We start from the raw sequence: 16,078 nt of genomic DNA on the forward strand, positions 1-16,078 counted from the left end.
TTATGGGACCAAGTTGACCGTTTGCTTGGACTGCGGTGTCAGCTTAAATTCTTTTAAATCGTAGCCTTGTTGCTGGGCAATTTGACGATATTTGGCATACGTTTCTTGAGCGATATCTGGTGAGCGTGCCAGCAACCAAAGATAGTCTTTGTCAGGCGTCCCTACCAAGGCGGTTTTGTACTCGCCATCACGTGCCAACACCCAGTAGTCGGCACGGCCCACTGGCAGCCAGCGTATCCACGATGGCAAAAACGTGACCTTGAGTTTACTACCAGTGGCATCGGCAGGTTTGGCCAAACCTTCGGCAACGATCTCTGCGCCGTCACTATCCAAGCACTTGTTGGTGACGATAACGCCCGAGCCATCCGTCTTTTGCGTATAGTTGGCCGTCACATCGCCTGCACAGTTGCGCTGAAAATACATCGGTAAGCGACCTATCTCATACCACGTCCCCGCGTATTTGTTTAGATCCACACTATCGACTGTGGTCGGCGTGATCACAGATTTATGGATGATATCACTTGGCTGCACAGCTAGTGTCTCTGTTATTTCAGTACTGCTGGCCTTTGCCGCTGTGTTTGGCTCAGGCGAAGCAGCATAAGCAGAAAACGCGGCCAGAGGTATGATAATCGCTAATGCTATGCCTGTGTGCTTGATCAATCCATTCATAAATACGCGCTCCGGTATTTCGCTGTATGAGTCTGTATAAGACGTAGAGCCGTAGGATGTCTGTCCATCGGCTGTTGATGAGCTAGGCTTTGATGACGCGCCTACTTTATTAGACTTGTCGTAGGTATTAAGAGCGCCTTGCTGCATGATTGCATCCACAGGCGTTTGTCCATGACCCGTGAGGCACTTTGACGTTGTGTGCTTATCTTTTGGCAACGAGGTTACTTGGATGTCATCCATCATGGCAGCCTCTTCTATTTTGGCAGGTTTTTTGCTCACTTTTTTATAACCAAAATAACTGTCTTGTAAAGACACCTGATTAGGCGCTGGCTGCGAATACCTGCTGCTCGCTATCTCATCTACCAGATCATCACGATAGCTGGCATCATTGCTGGCATCATTGCTGGCAGCATGACTGACATTGTCTGTTTGCTGCGCGCTGCTTTTGGTCAATTCACTGTGTAAATAGCAGTCACTAAATGAACTGCTCTGCTGAGATTGAGAACCAGCTTCCTGTGAATCAGACCAAGCTGATTTAGGTAACTTATTGGTTTTCATAGATATACCGTATTTATTATGTCTGTTAAATATGCTTGATACACTGTCAATTTTATACATTGTAGATAACACCTAATGGGTGTAATCGTGGTCTTAAGTCTTAACCTAAGCCTATAATGGCGCTAAACACATAAGAATATCAGTAAGTATCAGCGCGCTTTTTTACTAAACGCTATTCACTAAATGCTGCGTCTGCCATACTGTTTTTATAATAAGGTATCGTTTGGATAAGCGATGAACAGTCAGCTGCTTAGACGCGTTTTAATCGGTATTTAATTGACTTTGTTAGACGGTATATATTAAGGCCAGCCACCCCACAAAAACAGTGTCGCAATGTAGGGAAACGCAACGGTTTGTAAGTAAATATGTGTTTATGATGCAATATAAATACATGTTTACCAAGCAGATAAATACGCTAAAAAATCAGTGGTTTAGCCGACTTAATATTTGTTGTGTTTTTGCTGTTTTGGGCCTATAAAAACTGACGAATACCCGCCACACTGACGCCGCCGTATTGCTTGGCCTTATCGATCATTGACGGCGATAATCCACCCAAACCAATGACGGGCATGTCAGCCAGTTTGGTCAGTGCAGACCATGCCTGCCAGCCAAGTGGCGCAGTATCAGGATGCGTTTGGGTGGACAGGACGGGCGATACAAAAATACCGATGACGGGCGGCAGTTGCTGCTGAATGCGCATGCGTGCCAGCTGATTGGCGGCGGCGATGCTCTCGGCATTATGACAGCTGACGATAAGTGGCTGCCCTGCGGGTATTGAGTCGGCAGCTGCCGTCTGACCATATTGGCTATGTTGCCAGTGCAGCAGCTCCGTGTGAGTCAGATGGTATGCGCTGATGGACGGGTGTGTCATTAGCGCCTGAGAGGTGAGCGTATCCCTAATCTCAGCGCTACTAAGGCTACCATCAGTTAATGGCAAAATAACCTGAATATCTGGTCGCTGCTGCATGAGTTGGGTAATTGTGCGGTCAGCGCGTGACACACTTGCGTCTTTGAGCCGTACATACACCCACGCACTGGGCAAAAGGTGCTGCTGGTGGTAGGCCAGCCATGCTGCCGCTGGATCGGTATGGCCGCCAAAATGCGCTAACGGATAAGTGATGGCGATGGCAGGTGGCAGCTGCAGCCACTGTAAAATCGTACGATTGGCCGCTGGCAACGGGTACTCACCTGCCAGTAACGCTCGTTTATCTACCCACTTGAGCGCCTGCCCTTCTAGACCATACTCAGCCAGTTTATGCTGCTCGTATTGCTCTGCTATCAGCTCAACTTGATATACCTGCAAGCTGACCTGCTTATCACCATAGTCGTGATGGATACGGCCAAGCTTGACCATCAAGTTATCATCGACGTTGATGCCTGTCTCTTCGGCGACTTCTCGTATTAACGCCCGCTCGGCACCCTCCTGTGCTTCGATCTTGCCACCGACAAACTCATAAAGATTGCCCTGATGCTGCGCGGCATGACGAAACCCAAGGAGATAGCAGTTTTTATAATAAATGACCGCCACGGCGACATTGACAACTTTGGTGCTAGCATTGGCTTTGGTGCTGGCAGGCATGTGGGCAGTGTTGGTAATGAGCGAAGGATGGTTTGTGTGGGTCATGAGGGTCCTTGAGGGCATTAATAACTACTTAAAAATAGTAATAGTAGTAGTGATGGATGATATTGATGATGAAATACTGACTGCGATCTGACTGCCTTTAGTGATGCGCTGATTTTAGCAAACGGCTGGTTTTCTATATTCTGCGAGCACAAAAAAGTGGTTGATGACAAGGGATTTATATAAGTTTACATAATAACTGCATTTTATTTTATCAATTGGCTTGCAAAATCATTAAATCTAAATGATAATTATTATCGTTAAAGGTAGTAGTTCTATTGCCACTTATTGTTTTATCACTTTATCAAAAGGAATTTATTATGAGCATGGTCATCTCTCGTTACTTAAACTGTCGCGAAAATCGTCTGCCTACTTTGCAGTCGCAGCACCTATTTGCCTTAACCAAAGAAGTCCGTATCGAACATGAGGGCGAAGAGTATCGCCTGCGCCTAACTCGTAATAACCGTTTGATTTTGACCAAATAAATTGATATTTTTCTATTATCAGACATCCCCGATAATAAAAAACGCCTTGTATCAAAGGCGTTTTTTATTGCAGCGTGCCTCTGTTTTAAAAACAGGGATAGCAGTGAGATAGATTGCAGCCAAATAAGGAAAATGTATACCAGCCGTGACTCTCAATCTATAACTGTTTTATGTTCAACTAACCATATCCCTTTTAGAACTGCCAACTATACACCACATCCACCGCGTTTTCTGCAGCTGAGGTAGCCTCGACGTAGATGCGCCGTGTCAGCTGATAACGAATAGACAGGCTGTTTTGGGCATTAAACACCCCCACGCCATAGCGAATATACAGATCCGGCGTCACATAACCTGTGACATTGACATTAGTGTCTTCACTGCTGCCTGAGGCATCTACGGTCAGACTTTGCAAACCAAACACCTGACCTATCTGGTTGGTCAAGCTGCGTGTGCCGCTAAGGCCAAAGCTCAAGCCAGCCGCCGCCAAGTTGTTGGTGACCTGCGACTTAAAGCCTTGCTCACTGATTTGGGTGGCGCTCTTGTTATTGATTCTACCGGTGACTAGAGCATTCATCGCTTGCTGCTGGGTGAGTCCTGCATTATTAAAGACGATGATATTTGGGTTTTCTGTATTACCCTTAACCCGTAAGCCCACCGTCTTGCCACTGATGGTTTTGACCGCCTCGATACTAAGGTTGGGCTTCATCACATCGCCATTAAAGCGTACTTGCCCATAGTTTAGCTCCAGACTTTGACCAAAAGCGTTGATATTGGTGCGACGTGACACCTGCACTACCCCTTTTGCGCGCATGATACCAGTGCCATTTTGATTGATGTTAATCGCCCCAGCCAAAGGAATGACCGCACCAAAGCCACGGAAGTTGATATCGTCACCCAAGTCGACACCGATATCGGCATTGATCGACCAAGGCTTGGAGACTGCTAATACCTCATCGATATTACCAATCAAGCGGCGGTCAAGAACGACGGCATCTTCTGTCTGAGTGATGATATCTTCGCTGGCCTCTGGCGGACGGATGGTCGCTGACGGCACGCTCACCGCCCCTTTGATATCGACATAACGATCGCCTGGACGCACGATGATATCGATGTCAGGGTTGATCTCAGCGACGAGCAAAGGCGGCTGGGTGATGACCAAGCGCTCACCGACGACACTGAGCTTGGCTTGCAGTTTTTGCTGCCAATTCACCGTGCCTGTCAAAGTACCTGTGCCTGAGCCACTATTAAAGGTACCATCGATGGTCGCCTGTGTACCGCGGATTTTGGCCTCAGTATTGACATTGGTCAGATTGACGGGCAAATCAAGCATGGCAATACGGCCATCTGCCAGTTTGACATCACCATAAAACTGCGGTTTATCCAACGTACCGCCTAAACCACCTGCCATCGTGACATTGCCCTCCAATACTCGCATGCCGGGGAAAAACGGCTTAAATATCGCTAAATTCAGCTCATTGAGTACCAGCGCGCCAGAGATTGGCTTGGGTGTCTTATAGGGGTCTACAACCACCTCAGCATAGCCACGGGCGCCGCGCCCTGTATTGATATCTGTGCGTAGCTTGATACCTTCAGGCACCGACAACGCAATCAGGGACACGCGTTTGTACGGTAATGTCACTGGCGCACTATCACCGTCCTGAATCAAGCCGATTTTGCCATTGTCCGAGTATAGCGTGGTATTGATAGTCGGTGGACGACCACGCTGCCAGCCGACGATGGCCTTACCATTTATCTTGCCATGCCAGTCAATATCTTTGGGCAAAAATACTGAAAACAGCGTGGTATCAAGGTTTTGTAAGGCGATATTGACTTCGCCTTTATCTGGTGAGGCAATCAAGTTGTCGCGTAGGCACAGCTTGCCACTTTGGTCAGACGCTTGCCAGCAGTGTGCGGCCAGCTGTACTTTAAAGTCGTTGCGACTGCCGTTTTGCTCATGAGGCAAGTTGACAATCAGCTGAGCAGGCTGCAGCTGGTTTAGGGTAGCGTATTTAGACTTTATACGCCCTTTACCGATGACCCCTGACCAGACGAGCTTGTCACGATTAAAGCCGCCTTTGAGTCTAGCGCCAATATCGAGCTGCTCATTAGCCACATCCAGATCGACTACATGGGCCTGCTCGGTGCCATTAAAGGACGCTTTGACACTTTTAAAGCTTTGCCCTGCCGCATCCAAACCTTCTGCTGTCACGATAAGCTGGCTTGGACTGTTTGCTAAATTGACAAGCTTGCCGCGCACGCGGCCTTGACGCAGGATAAATCCTGGCAGCGCGATGCGCTCACCGACCAAATCGATATAAATGGTGGGCAGTGCCTGTCCTACTGGCTGCGATAAGGTTGCGCCGCCTGTGACTTTACCCGCAAGTTTGTCTGATAGCTGATCAAGGCTTGTGATATTGATTTTGGTTTGCAGCTGCTGGGCGTTGCCATCAGCAGTGACGTAGTTGTCGCCCCAGCGTAGCACCAAATTATCGGCATTTAAGCTATCGATTAGCGCATTGACTTGTCTATACTGCGCTTGCGCATCCTGCGTTTGTAAGCGTTTAAAGTAGCTTGCTATATCTTTTGGCAACCGCATTTTCGCCGTCAAGCTGCCTTTGGCACTGAGCGGCTGGCCTTTTAGTCGACCACTTAAATCTACCTGTCTGATATTGACGGTTTGCTGATTGTCGCCCCAGCGGCCATCCGTATCGATCGTGCCAGTGATGAGGCTTGGCGTATCTTTTAGGAAGTATCCGATATTAAAACGATCCATGACCGCCTTGATATCCCACGCGATGCCTTGACGTACATCAACCGTACCTGTCGCATCGATACTACCCGCAGCGCCTATATGACGCAGACGCTTGATACGAATCAACTGAGCATCGCCGCTGGCATCTATCGTCAGCTTACCCGCTGGTAGCTGCTCGGCGTCTAACACGCCATCGAAGTTTATGGCAAAACGCTGCAACTTTCCTGAGGCGTTGGGGATGTTTTTGGCAGCCGTTTGCCACGCACCGCTGGTGGTCAAGTCGCCTGTGATAATCGCTGGATTATTGGGTAAAAAATACCCCACATTAAACTTGTCAAAACGACCATCTACTGTCCAGCCGATATGGTTGCGCAGGTCGATAACGCCCTTGGCATTGACCGCCCCTGCTTCACCGTTATAGGTTACGTTTCGAATGCTGATGAGTTTTGGCGTGCCCGCTGCGTCAATTGAGAGGCGACCTTTTGGCACATTAGCGGTATCGACCTGACCAGCAAAACGAGCGTCAAATACCGACAGCTCACCTCCGACGATATCGACACTGGCATCGCCTGTGCCTGTCAGCCCAATACGACGGCCGTCTTGTGTGGCATCGAGCGCTGCTTGTAAGTCAGTATTGTTTAGGGTGACGATATGACGCTGGCCGCGCGCGCCGCCCTTATTGATATTGAGCAAACGACCGCGCGCGCTGATACTGCCAGTCAGGCGCTCTAGCGGCAAGTCGCTACGATACGCTTTTGGTAGCAAGCCTTTGGTACGTGCATCTATCTGCCATGTCAGCGGACGGTTTTTGCGCGCCAATTGGATCTGGCCGGTACCAGACAAATCGCCCACCACACCATTGTAGTTGAGGCGATTGATATCAATGACGTCGCCGACTTTACGCACGCGTACATCATAGTTACCTTTAGGGGCAGCGTTTAGCTCAGTGATGGTGGCATTGGCATCGACCGACAGACGCGAGCCGCGGATGATGACGTCTGCTTGCCCACGTGGGCTGTCGATATTGCCGATGCTTGGTACATCACGGCGGATAAGGTTTTGCCAATTGGCATCGATATACCAAGGCGCGGCTTGTGTGGATTTGGCCGATGCTTTGCCACGAGCGATATTGGCGTTGACGTGCTCGCCATCACGCTGGCGCAAATCAGCATCTATCTGTAGATTACCATTACTGTCTTGCTGCTGATAATGGACTGACAGTCTGCCATTTAGTTTTTGCGGTGCATATGCTTTAAAGTCGGCGTAGTCATCTGGAATGGCACGGCGAATATCAAAGTTACTGCCAGTGGCGCGCACTTTGGCATCAAAGCTGTCTTGCCAGTCCAAGATGCCTTGTAATACAAGATGACCCGCGGGTACTTGAGCATCTAAGCGATCGACGCGCAGCTGACTATTGGCAATGATACCGCGGCCTTGATAATGTCCTGATGGGATGTCTTTGGCGGTCAGCTCGGTATTGATGCGCAGGCGTATCTCGGAGATGACGCCTGTGGCTGTCGCTGTACCGCTTTGTAGACGGATGTTTTGGCTCTCAGCATACGGAATCAGAATATCATCCCATTGCAGCTTTGCCTGAAATGGCGAGCCGTCATCTAAACCTTGAGCGACAAAACTACCGCTGACATCGCTGTCGTTATAGCGGCTACGCACTTTACCAACGGTGCGTTTTAGCGTACCTGTGGCCGTGACATCGAGCGGATCAACATAGGCTTTTTCTAGCGCGCTGACCTCTACGATAGCGCTCAAATCTAGCGGGTAATCACCCTGCAGCTCAATCTCACCTTGCAATGCACTGACGTTGACGATATCAGCATACTGCAAGTCGCCACGACCCACGGTGACCTGAGTACCAACCCATGTCAAATCACGGGCGGCGATATCATGCACCACGATAGGCTCTTTGGTCACTTGTTTATAAATAATGTTTTTTATTTTGGCCTGATCAAAACGCAGGTTCACTGGTAGTTGCAGGGTTTTATAATCAAATGGCTCGCCCGTTGGCGGCTGGTTATTGATGATCTCAATGGTATGAATGTCTGCATCGCGCAGATGCACTTCTTTGGCAAACACCGCACGCCAGCCTATTTTGACATACGCCTTATCGACCAAAACCTCAAGGTCGTCAGTCGCGTTGATATCGATATCGCTAACCCAAATACCATCGCGCAGATTGCCACGGCCATATTTAAAATCAATGCCTGTCTCAGCGCTGACTTTTTCTAAAATAAACTTCGTGCCCGACTCGGTACCTGCAGCATAAAAAAACGCCACAAACATAATCGCCAAGACGATGGTGATGAGCACCAGCAGTTTGAGCAAAAAAGACAGTGGATACCAACGCCTGACAGCACGAGCATCGCGCTGTGCTGGATCTTCATCTGGTGCGTTATTGGGCGGGGTGTTTTTTGTCAGCATGACACTCAACTACGTTAAAGAATGATGACCAGCAATCGGCGCGATAAATACGAAAAATGACAATAAAGCTATAAGGGCGAACCAATAAAGAAGTGCAGTCTAACCGGAATACTCTCCTCTGTCACACCCGCGGCGACATCCACCCGTACCACACCGACAGGGGAAGCCCAGCGGATACCGACACCGACGCCGACCTTGGTATCTGTCTCAAAGTCTTTGTCGTAGGCATTGCCCACATCCGTAAAGAAAGCACCGCGAAACCCTGGTCTAAACTCATAGTTATACTCAGCGCTACCGACTGCCAGCACCTGCCCGCCTGTCAAGTAGCCTTTATCTAGCGGGGATAAACTCTCATAGTCGTAGCCGCGAATGCTTTGGTCGCCGCCTGCAAAAAAACGCAGCTTATAAGGCACATCATAAAAATCATCTGCCCAAATATAGCCTGTATTGAGACTGCCTAATACTTGATGTTTTTTATCATCACCAAAACTATAAATACCACTGACACCAGCGCGAACGATGGCCAAATCGGTGTCGCTCAGCGCTTTGTCAGTCCCAGCTTCGAGCGAGTAATACTGGCGGATACCGCGCGTCGGGTTGGTCGTACTGTCCACGTCGGTTTTGTTCATGCCATAGCCAAACAGTAATGCTTGCTGCTTGGGCTTAGAAGACGTAAAGCGAATGGGCAGGTCATCAAGCTCTGTCTCATCTACGCCCGTCTCTAGCTCATCTAAGCGATAACGCATAGAGTAGCTGCGGTTCCAGCCACTGTCACGGCGGATGTTACGGGCAATGGCCGCTTTTAGCGTTTTGGTGGACAAATCAAAGTTACCTTCGCCTTGATCAATGACCTCTTCTTCATAAGTCAGACGCCCATCTAACTTATCATTGAGCGGATGTTTCCAAGGCCTGCTGCCATAGACGGCGACATTTTTCGTGATTCTCGAAACTTCAGTCTCTACCCCTGCTTGATAGCCTTGACGATTGAGCAAATTATAATCTATTTTGGCAGTGGCCCTGACACCTGTATCTGTCCCATAACCTAGACCGACTTGCGCATCACGCGGCTTGTTGGAGGACACAAAAACATACAGCGGTACTTTTTTGCTTTCAGCCACGTCTTGCGGGGTTTTACGTCCTGCCAGCGTGGGCGGCACAAAGTTTTCGTCGGCCAGTAAGTTTTTTTCATCTGGAAATATCTTTTGCGCCACATTACTGATGGAGTCACTGATTTTACCCAAGATGCTGTCCGCCTCTTGGTCTTTTTCATCAAGTACGCGATCGTTTGGCAAGCGGCTTAAACGCTCAGCTTTTTGTTTAATGGCTTGTAGTTTATCCAGCGTGGCTTCGTCTGCCTCAAACTCGATGGCCGCGATATCGGCAGGGTCGACCGTCGCGCCGCTATTACTGGCCGAGCTTTCGCTTGCGACACCGCTGCTTTCTGCACTCATACGCCCGTCATTACTGGCTGTGCTGGCTGCCGTGGCGGCATTATTGATTGCACCATTATTGACATCATTGTCCAACACCTCATCGCCATTAGCAGTAGGCGCATTGTCAAAAGCCAAAGTGCTCGCCTCACTGCTCTCATCAGGTGGCAAGATGGACTCTACGTTGACGGTGTTAAAATAACGGGTCGCCGACAAATCATTACTAAACTTGGTCACCGCTGGCCGATAAAACTTGTCGCCCGGCTCAAAGCCGATGAGCTGCTGTAACAATGACATCTCAACTGGCAGCTTGTCAGGGTCTCGTGTCAGGGTGTTGGTCGCTTCATCATAAGTAAAAAACACCACGTCATCAAACTCGTAACGATCGCCTGTGTTATAAACCAAAGCGACGTCGGCGGTGTTGTCTGGCAAGATGATATCAACCGATTTGTTTAGCCAATACTCATCAAAATAACCATAAGTGTTACTCAACGACTCCAAAGCTGCTTTGCTGTTTTTGTAGACGCGGTGGTTAAAGATATCGCCCTCTTGTGGTGGCAAGTCCGTTTCGAGCGCAGCAAATTCCGGCTGCTCACCGCCTTCACCGCGAATCTCGACGATGCGGCTATCCACACGCACAGGCTCTCCCAGATTTTCGATGATGACATCAATCCTATCTCTGTTAGGCTGACGCAAGCGCAAAGTCACATCATAATACCCCACCGCTTTTGCCGCATCTAATGCCGTCTGACGCAGGCGAGGCAAAGCTGCGGTAAAGTCAACGACTGACTGAACCGTCGTATCATCCAGCGCCGCTTTGATGTTTTTTATCGGTTGGGTATCGTCATCGGCTTTTTTGAGCTTTGGTTTGCCATCGTCTGTACCCGCTGCCTGCTGCAGATAGACAGTGGTGTCGACATGCGGCAACGCCCTCACCCCCCCATTAAACAGGCGATTATAAAGGCGCTTGATGATATTACCATTGTTATTACGGGCTAGCGGTCTTTTTTCATCAGCTTGCTCGATACTTTGGCTGACTGCCTGCGTATCGGTTTGATAATCTGGCAAATAGTCATCAGGATTGATGTTTTGTGCTGCGGCACTTTCTCCATTAGCGGCGCTGGTATTGGCCACAATCTCGCTATCAGTCGCTTCATTAGTGCGGCCACTGCTGACCGAATCACTAACATCGATCGGACGCGACATCACTTCGTCTGTCTGCGCTTGTGTTGCCGCGCGCTCATCTTTCTCATTTTTACCCAGCGTCTCCAAGTTACTTGGGACTGGCAAATTGGTGGCATCCAGCGCCACATCCAAACCCACGGGCGGAGTGGTATCGTCCAAACTGGCAATCGGAGCGTCAAAGTCTCTGTCATAGCGGCCAGCACCGTCAAGAGTACTGACATTGCTATTGCCAGTCACCGTGCTATTACTCTCTAGCATGTCATTATTTTGACGATTAATAGCTGCCAGCTCACGCTCTATCTGCGCAGGCGTCATCATCTGATAACCCTGCTGCTGTACCTCAGCGGCCTGCTGCAACAGATTGTCGTTCGCGCCTGTATTAGACATATCACTAGCCAGCGCATCATTGTTTAGGGCATTGTCGTTAGGTGAATTGTCGTTAGGTGAATTGTCATTAAGTGAACTGTTATTCAGCGCATCGTTGTCGACACCATCTATCATGCTGGCCTGATTTATTTGATGACGGTCAGCGCCATTTGTGTTATTCGTCTGGTTATTCGCTCGGTTTGAAGGGTCGTTAATTGAAGAGTTACTATTTACAACATTTGATGTTTCAGTGTTTGATTTTTTAACGTCTGACTTTTTGAGGCCTAGACTTTGCTCACTATACTCATCGAGCACAGATTGATCGATAATACCTTGCTCCACCGCTTTTTTTAGGCGTAGCGCGTCTAGTGCAGCATCTACTTGCGAGCCGTCCTCTAACGGCTCACGCGGCGCTGAGCTAGCGCTTGAACGACTATTAGCAGACTGAGTGGCAGGAGCTTTGACCATGACCGTAGGCGGCGCATCAGCCCATACCGTAGGCGCTACCCCAAAACCCACCAAGCTGGTCGTCAGCGCGGTAAATAATGCTGAGCGCGTAACGTGCGCGCACACGGCGTGAGGTCGAGCGCTGTTATCAGAGCGGATAATACTACGGGCAATCGCACTATGACCACAGGTATCCTGCGGCGTCAGCGATACGTTGTGCGTTAGAGTTGATGGCTGGTGCTTCATGATTGATTCCTATCAGCTCACGCGGTACCGTATCAACAACGACGGCCATTGTTCAGCATTACCGGTGAATAAACTTATCGCAGTGGTCTGAATTATCACTATATTTGGCAATATAGCCATATAAATTTACAAATCATAACTTAGATAATTATGAAATCATAGCGTTGTACGCATGTATTTTTGGCAAAGCCTTGCTATTATACGGCTTAATGGCTACAAGCCCTATACTATATTTTTATAAGTTATTGATATTAGTAACAATCACAGTCACCCGACTGTTTTATTTGACGGTTTTTTACTCACCAACCGCGACCCATCGGTAGGAATTTTCATGGCAAATCAGTTTCAATTATTTAAGCATCGCCGTTTTAGCGCCATGTTTTTTACGCAGTTTTTGGGCGCCTTTAATGACAATATTTTTAAGCAAGCGCTGATATTGGTACTGACGTATACGGCGGCAAGCCAGCTGGGTATGGAAGTCAGTATCTTAAACAACTTGGCCGCCATGCTGTTTATTTTGCCTTATTTTTTATTTTCAGCATTGGCAGGTCAAATCGCTGATAAGTTTGAAAAGTCCAAGCTGACGCAGTTTATTAAATTGCTTGAGCTGGTGATTATGGCGGTGGCAGCCGTGGGCTTTGTCTTTGAATGGTATGGCTTGCTGTTTGTGGCGCTGTTTTTGATGGGCACGCATTCGACGTTTTTTGGACCGATCAAGTACGCTTATCTACCACAAGCGATGAAAGAAAATGAGCTGGTCGGCGCTAATGGCTTGTTTCAGATGGGCACTTCACTGGCGATTTTACTGGGGATGATAGTCGCTGGGGTATTGACGCAGCTCTCCGCATCGCTTTATTGGATCAGTGCGACGGTGCTGCTAGTGGCTATGCTCGGCTATTTGGCCGCGCGCTATATCCCGCTGATGCCTGCAATGCAGCCGGCGCTGACAATCAACTGGAATATCTTCACCACCAGTTTGAGTACAGTACGCTATCTATACTCCTTGCCGTTTTTGTTTTTTGTCATTCTTGGCAACAGCTGGTTTTGGTTTTATGGCGCGACGTTTTTGACGCAGACGCCAGAGTTTAGCAAGGTCATCTTGCACGGCGATGAGTCGGTGGTGATTTTTTTATTAACGCTGTTTTCAGTTGGCGTATCGATCGGTTCGCTACTATGTAAATCACTGACCAAAAACCAAGTCAGCTTGCGGCTACTGCCGTTTGGTATCGCAGGTTTGAGTATTTTTGCTGTCGATTTATATTGGTCCTTATCTAGCCTAAATATGGCTGTCGCTGATGGCACACTGCTGGGTATCGGTGAGCTGGTTGGGATGAGTGGCACGTGGCGCGTCTTTGCCGACTTATTCTTTTTGGGTTTTAGTGGCGGCTTGTACATCGTGCCACTGTATGCGTCGATGCAGGCATATGCGCCAAAAAGCCATCGTGCTCGTATCGTGGGTGCCAACAATATCTTTAATGCGATATTTATGGTCACCTCAGCGATTTTTTCGATTGTTATTTTAAACGCCTTGAGTTTGACGCTACCGCAGTTGTTTTTGGTGACAGGCCTGCTAAATATCGCCTTTGGCGTGTTTTTGTACATCAAGCTGCATAAACATATCAAAGCGGCGGTCATCCAAACCCATGATACGAGCGTTTTATAATACATTTCGCAGACGATATGTAGGCACGTGCATAATAAATAGTGGTGCTGATATTTTGGATTGTTTGCTATAGTAATGTTTGTTGTTTTTGATTATAAGTCATGAGGAGTGAATTATGGCCCCGCGTCCTTTGTCCAAAGTCGACCAGTTGTTAGTTGGGGTCGATAAGGCGTTACGAGCTGTCGTCCCACATTCAAATCCTAGCACGCGCCCCTTACCGGTGAGTAGTGATGAGATTCCTGAGCTGAGCATCACCGAGGCGCGTCATGTCGCAGGGCTGATGCGCATCAATCACACAGGCGAAGTATGCGCGCAAGGCCTGTATCATGGTCAAGCCTTTAGCGCAAAAGACGACGGCGTCAAACAAGCCATGCAGCAGTCTGCCGAAGAAGAAGTCGACCATCTGGTATGGTGTGAGACTCGGCTAGACGAGCTGGGTAGCCATGCCAGTATTTTTACGCCGCTGTGGTACGGCATGTCTTTTGGTCTGGGTGCGGTGGCAGGTGCTATCTCCAATGAGTTTAGCTTGGGGTTTGTCGCTGAGACAGAAGCGCAAGTCAGCGAGCATTTACAAGATCATATCACCCAGCTACCAGAGCAAGACCAGCGCTCAAAAGAGATATTGGCACAAATGGATATCGAAGAGCTGCATCACCGTGAGCTGGCGCTCGCAAATGGGGGTGCGGCGCTGTCACCCGCTGTACGCCAGACGATGCGCTGGATGGCCAACCGTATGAAGGCCACCGCTTACCACTTATAAAAGCTATCGTATTAACAATCCTACTACTGATAGCGCTCAGTTTAATTTGCTAGGGTATGAAAAATTTGTACGATTTTGCCCTGAGATGTCTCAGATATCTGGTATCTGGTATCTGGTATCTTCAGATGAGTAAATACTGCTCATCAGCTACATTATAAAATCATACAACAACCGACCTATGAATACTAATAAACACTAACTTACTAATATTGACTTACTAATAAGGTATCTATTTTTATGAAAACCACTACGTTATCGACCAGCGTATCTCCCAAAGCGCCAGCGCTGGCAACTCTGACAGCCGTTGCTGCCGCTTGCGCCATGATGCTCTCTGCGCCTGCTCATGCAGCCGAAGCACAAGCTGCTAGCAGCGCGACTGATGCCACTAACGCCGCCTCTGTACCGAGCCCCATCGACTCAAGCAAACGTATCATTCGTCTGGCTCAGCCAAAGGCGGATAACGCGGCTAGCACAAACAATGCACCAGCCCCTCAAGCTGCCGCGCCGCAAACCGTCACCGCACCGCAGCCACCCACCGTACAAAACCGCCCGCCGATGAGTACGTTGCAGCCACAAGACGTCAGGCCACCAGCGACGCCTGAATTCACTGGTACCACACGTGTCTACGATCCAGGTCCGATGAATGCCACTGGCATCGACCTTCGTAGTGGTCAGCTGACCAACATCCCCACTCCGCAAGTACAACTGTCTGATATCAGCTTTGTACCAACGGTACTGATTCCGCAGCAGACGGGCGATAATAATGACAAGCTTGATGTCAGCCTACTCGATGACTTTATCAAAGATGTCTCACCCAACGCTCGTCATTACCCACCCAACTTCCCTAACCGCTCACAGCGTCACTACACCCGCGAAAAAATCAAGGTGTTGGCAGAGTGGATTGAGCCTTATGCCAAAGCGCCGAACGCGTCTTATGATGTACTGATTCGAGCAGCGAAGCTCAATGGCATGGGCCGCAACCTAGACTTGGGCTCGGACTATACCATCCGCGGTGGGCAGTATGTGGATCGCGCCATCAAAATTCAGCCAGACAGTGGCGAAGCCAACTTCTTGTATGGCATGATGCTCTCAGAAGGTGGCGGGTTTAAAGAAGGTCAAAAGTACTTAGACCGTGCCGTCTCGTTGGGCTACACCGAAGCAGAGCAAAGCTTGGCACAATCAGACCTTCTTAGCGATCGCCGTGACAAAGCCTTGGAGCGTCTGCGTCGCCTCGAAAGTCAGAACCCCGACAACGACATTATTCCTCAGCAAATCAAACTTATCGAAGAAGGTAAGTTTTATATCTGGGACATCCCTGCCCCTGACATCAATGTCAAACCAAGCGTCTAATCTACTGTACATCAGCCTGTTTGACCGATAGCCCTTATAGCGCCTTCATTTTCTCACTAAAAATGAAGGCGTTTTTTTGCTGGATAATAAATAGTCTAATCGCAAAAGTT

Annotated in this window: 8 protein-coding genes; 4 read left to right on the forward strand and 4 right to left on the reverse strand. The window is 48.8% G+C overall.

Going from position 1 to position 16,078, the window contains the following annotated elements; all coding sequences use genetic code 11:
* Together J3491_RS01095 and J3491_RS01100 are read right to left on the reverse strand one after the other, a co-directional pair.
* The gene (locus J3491_RS01095; protein ID WP_207968910.1) at window positions 1-1,227 is read right to left on the reverse strand and encodes a lipocalin family protein; all 1,227 of its coding nucleotides are present in this window, start codon (window positions 1,225-1,227) and stop codon (window positions 1-3) included.
* 472 nt (window positions 1,228-1,699) lie between these two features.
* The gene (locus tag J3491_RS01100) at window positions 1,700-2,851 is read right to left on the reverse strand and encodes an NUDIX domain-containing protein (protein ID WP_243456004.1); all 1,152 of its coding nucleotides are present in this window, start codon (window positions 2,849-2,851) and stop codon (window positions 1,700-1,702) included.
* A 323-nt stretch (window positions 2,852-3,174) separates the two neighbouring features.
* Between J3491_RS01100 and hemP the strand changes: the two genes are divergently transcribed.
* Window positions 3,175-3,333, forward strand: a complete 159-nt coding sequence (gene hemP, locus J3491_RS01105) for a hemin uptake protein HemP (protein WP_227672156.1) — start codon at window positions 3,175-3,177, stop codon at window positions 3,331-3,333.
* A 193-nt stretch (window positions 3,334-3,526) separates the two neighbouring features.
* On the opposite strand, the gene J3491_RS01110 is transcribed toward hemP, so the two are convergent.
* A complete protein-coding gene (locus J3491_RS01110) occupies window positions 3,527-8,521 on the reverse strand; it encodes a translocation/assembly module TamB domain-containing protein (RefSeq protein ID WP_207968911.1) in 4,995 nt (1,664 codons plus the stop codon).
* A gap of 68 nt (window positions 8,522-8,589) precedes the next feature.
* Window positions 8,590-12,195 carry an autotransporter assembly complex protein TamA gene (locus J3491_RS01115; RefSeq protein ID WP_207968912.1) on the reverse strand — a complete coding sequence of 1,202 codons (3,606 nt, stop codon included), beginning with the start codon at window positions 12,193-12,195 and terminating at the stop codon, window positions 8,590-8,592.
* A 331-nt stretch (window positions 12,196-12,526) separates the two neighbouring features.
* Between J3491_RS01115 and J3491_RS01120 the strand changes: the two genes are divergently transcribed.
* The 3 genes from J3491_RS01120 to J3491_RS01130 all read left to right on the forward strand — a co-directional run bounded on the left by J3491_RS01120 (window position 12,527) and on the right by J3491_RS01130 (window position 15,968).
* Window positions 12,527-13,858 (forward strand): MFS transporter, encoded by a 1,332-nt coding sequence (locus J3491_RS01120; protein ID WP_207968913.1) that lies wholly within the window; start codon window positions 12,527-12,529, stop codon window positions 13,856-13,858.
* 115 nt (window positions 13,859-13,973) lie between these two features.
* Window positions 13,974-14,618 (forward strand): 2-polyprenyl-3-methyl-6-methoxy-1,4-benzoquinone monooxygenase, encoded by a 645-nt coding sequence (gene coq7, locus J3491_RS01125; protein WP_207968914.1) that lies wholly within the window; start codon window positions 13,974-13,976, stop codon window positions 14,616-14,618.
* 237 nt (window positions 14,619-14,855) lie between these two features.
* Complete coding sequence (locus J3491_RS01130) at window positions 14,856-15,968, forward strand: tetratricopeptide repeat protein (RefSeq protein WP_207968915.1); 1,113 nt, start codon at window positions 14,856-14,858, stop codon at window positions 15,966-15,968.
* The last annotated feature ends 110 nt before the right edge of the window (window positions 15,969-16,078 follow it).

Source organism: Psychrobacter halodurans (genome assembly GCF_017498075.1).
Lineage (GTDB): Bacteria > Pseudomonadota > Gammaproteobacteria > Pseudomonadales > Moraxellaceae > Psychrobacter > Psychrobacter celer.

Bases quoted from the DNA above. Each gene is read 5' to 3' on its own strand.
- J3491_RS01095 (WP_207968910.1), bottom strand. From the start codon at position 1,227: ATGAAAACCAATAAGTTACCTAAATCAGCTTGGTCTGATTCACAGGAA.
- J3491_RS01100 (WP_243456004.1), bottom strand. From the start codon at position 2,851: ATGACCCACACAAACCATCCTTCGCTCATTACCAACACTGCCCACATG.
- hemP (WP_227672156.1), top strand. From the start codon at position 3,175: ATGGTCATCTCTCGTTACTTAAACTGTCGCGAAAATCGTCTGCCTACT.
- J3491_RS01110 (WP_207968911.1), bottom strand. From the start codon at position 8,521: ATGCTGACAAAAAACACCCCGCCCAATAACGCACCAGATGAAGATCCA.
- J3491_RS01115 (WP_207968912.1), bottom strand. From the start codon at position 12,195: ATGAAGCACCAGCCATCAACTCTAACGCACAACGTATCGCTGACGCCG.
- J3491_RS01120 (WP_207968913.1), top strand. From the start codon at position 12,527: ATGGCAAATCAGTTTCAATTATTTAAGCATCGCCGTTTTAGCGCCATG.
- coq7 (WP_207968914.1), top strand. From the start codon at position 13,974: ATGGCCCCGCGTCCTTTGTCCAAAGTCGACCAGTTGTTAGTTGGGGTC.
- J3491_RS01130 (WP_207968915.1), top strand. From the start codon at position 14,856: ATGAAAACCACTACGTTATCGACCAGCGTATCTCCCAAAGCGCCAGCG.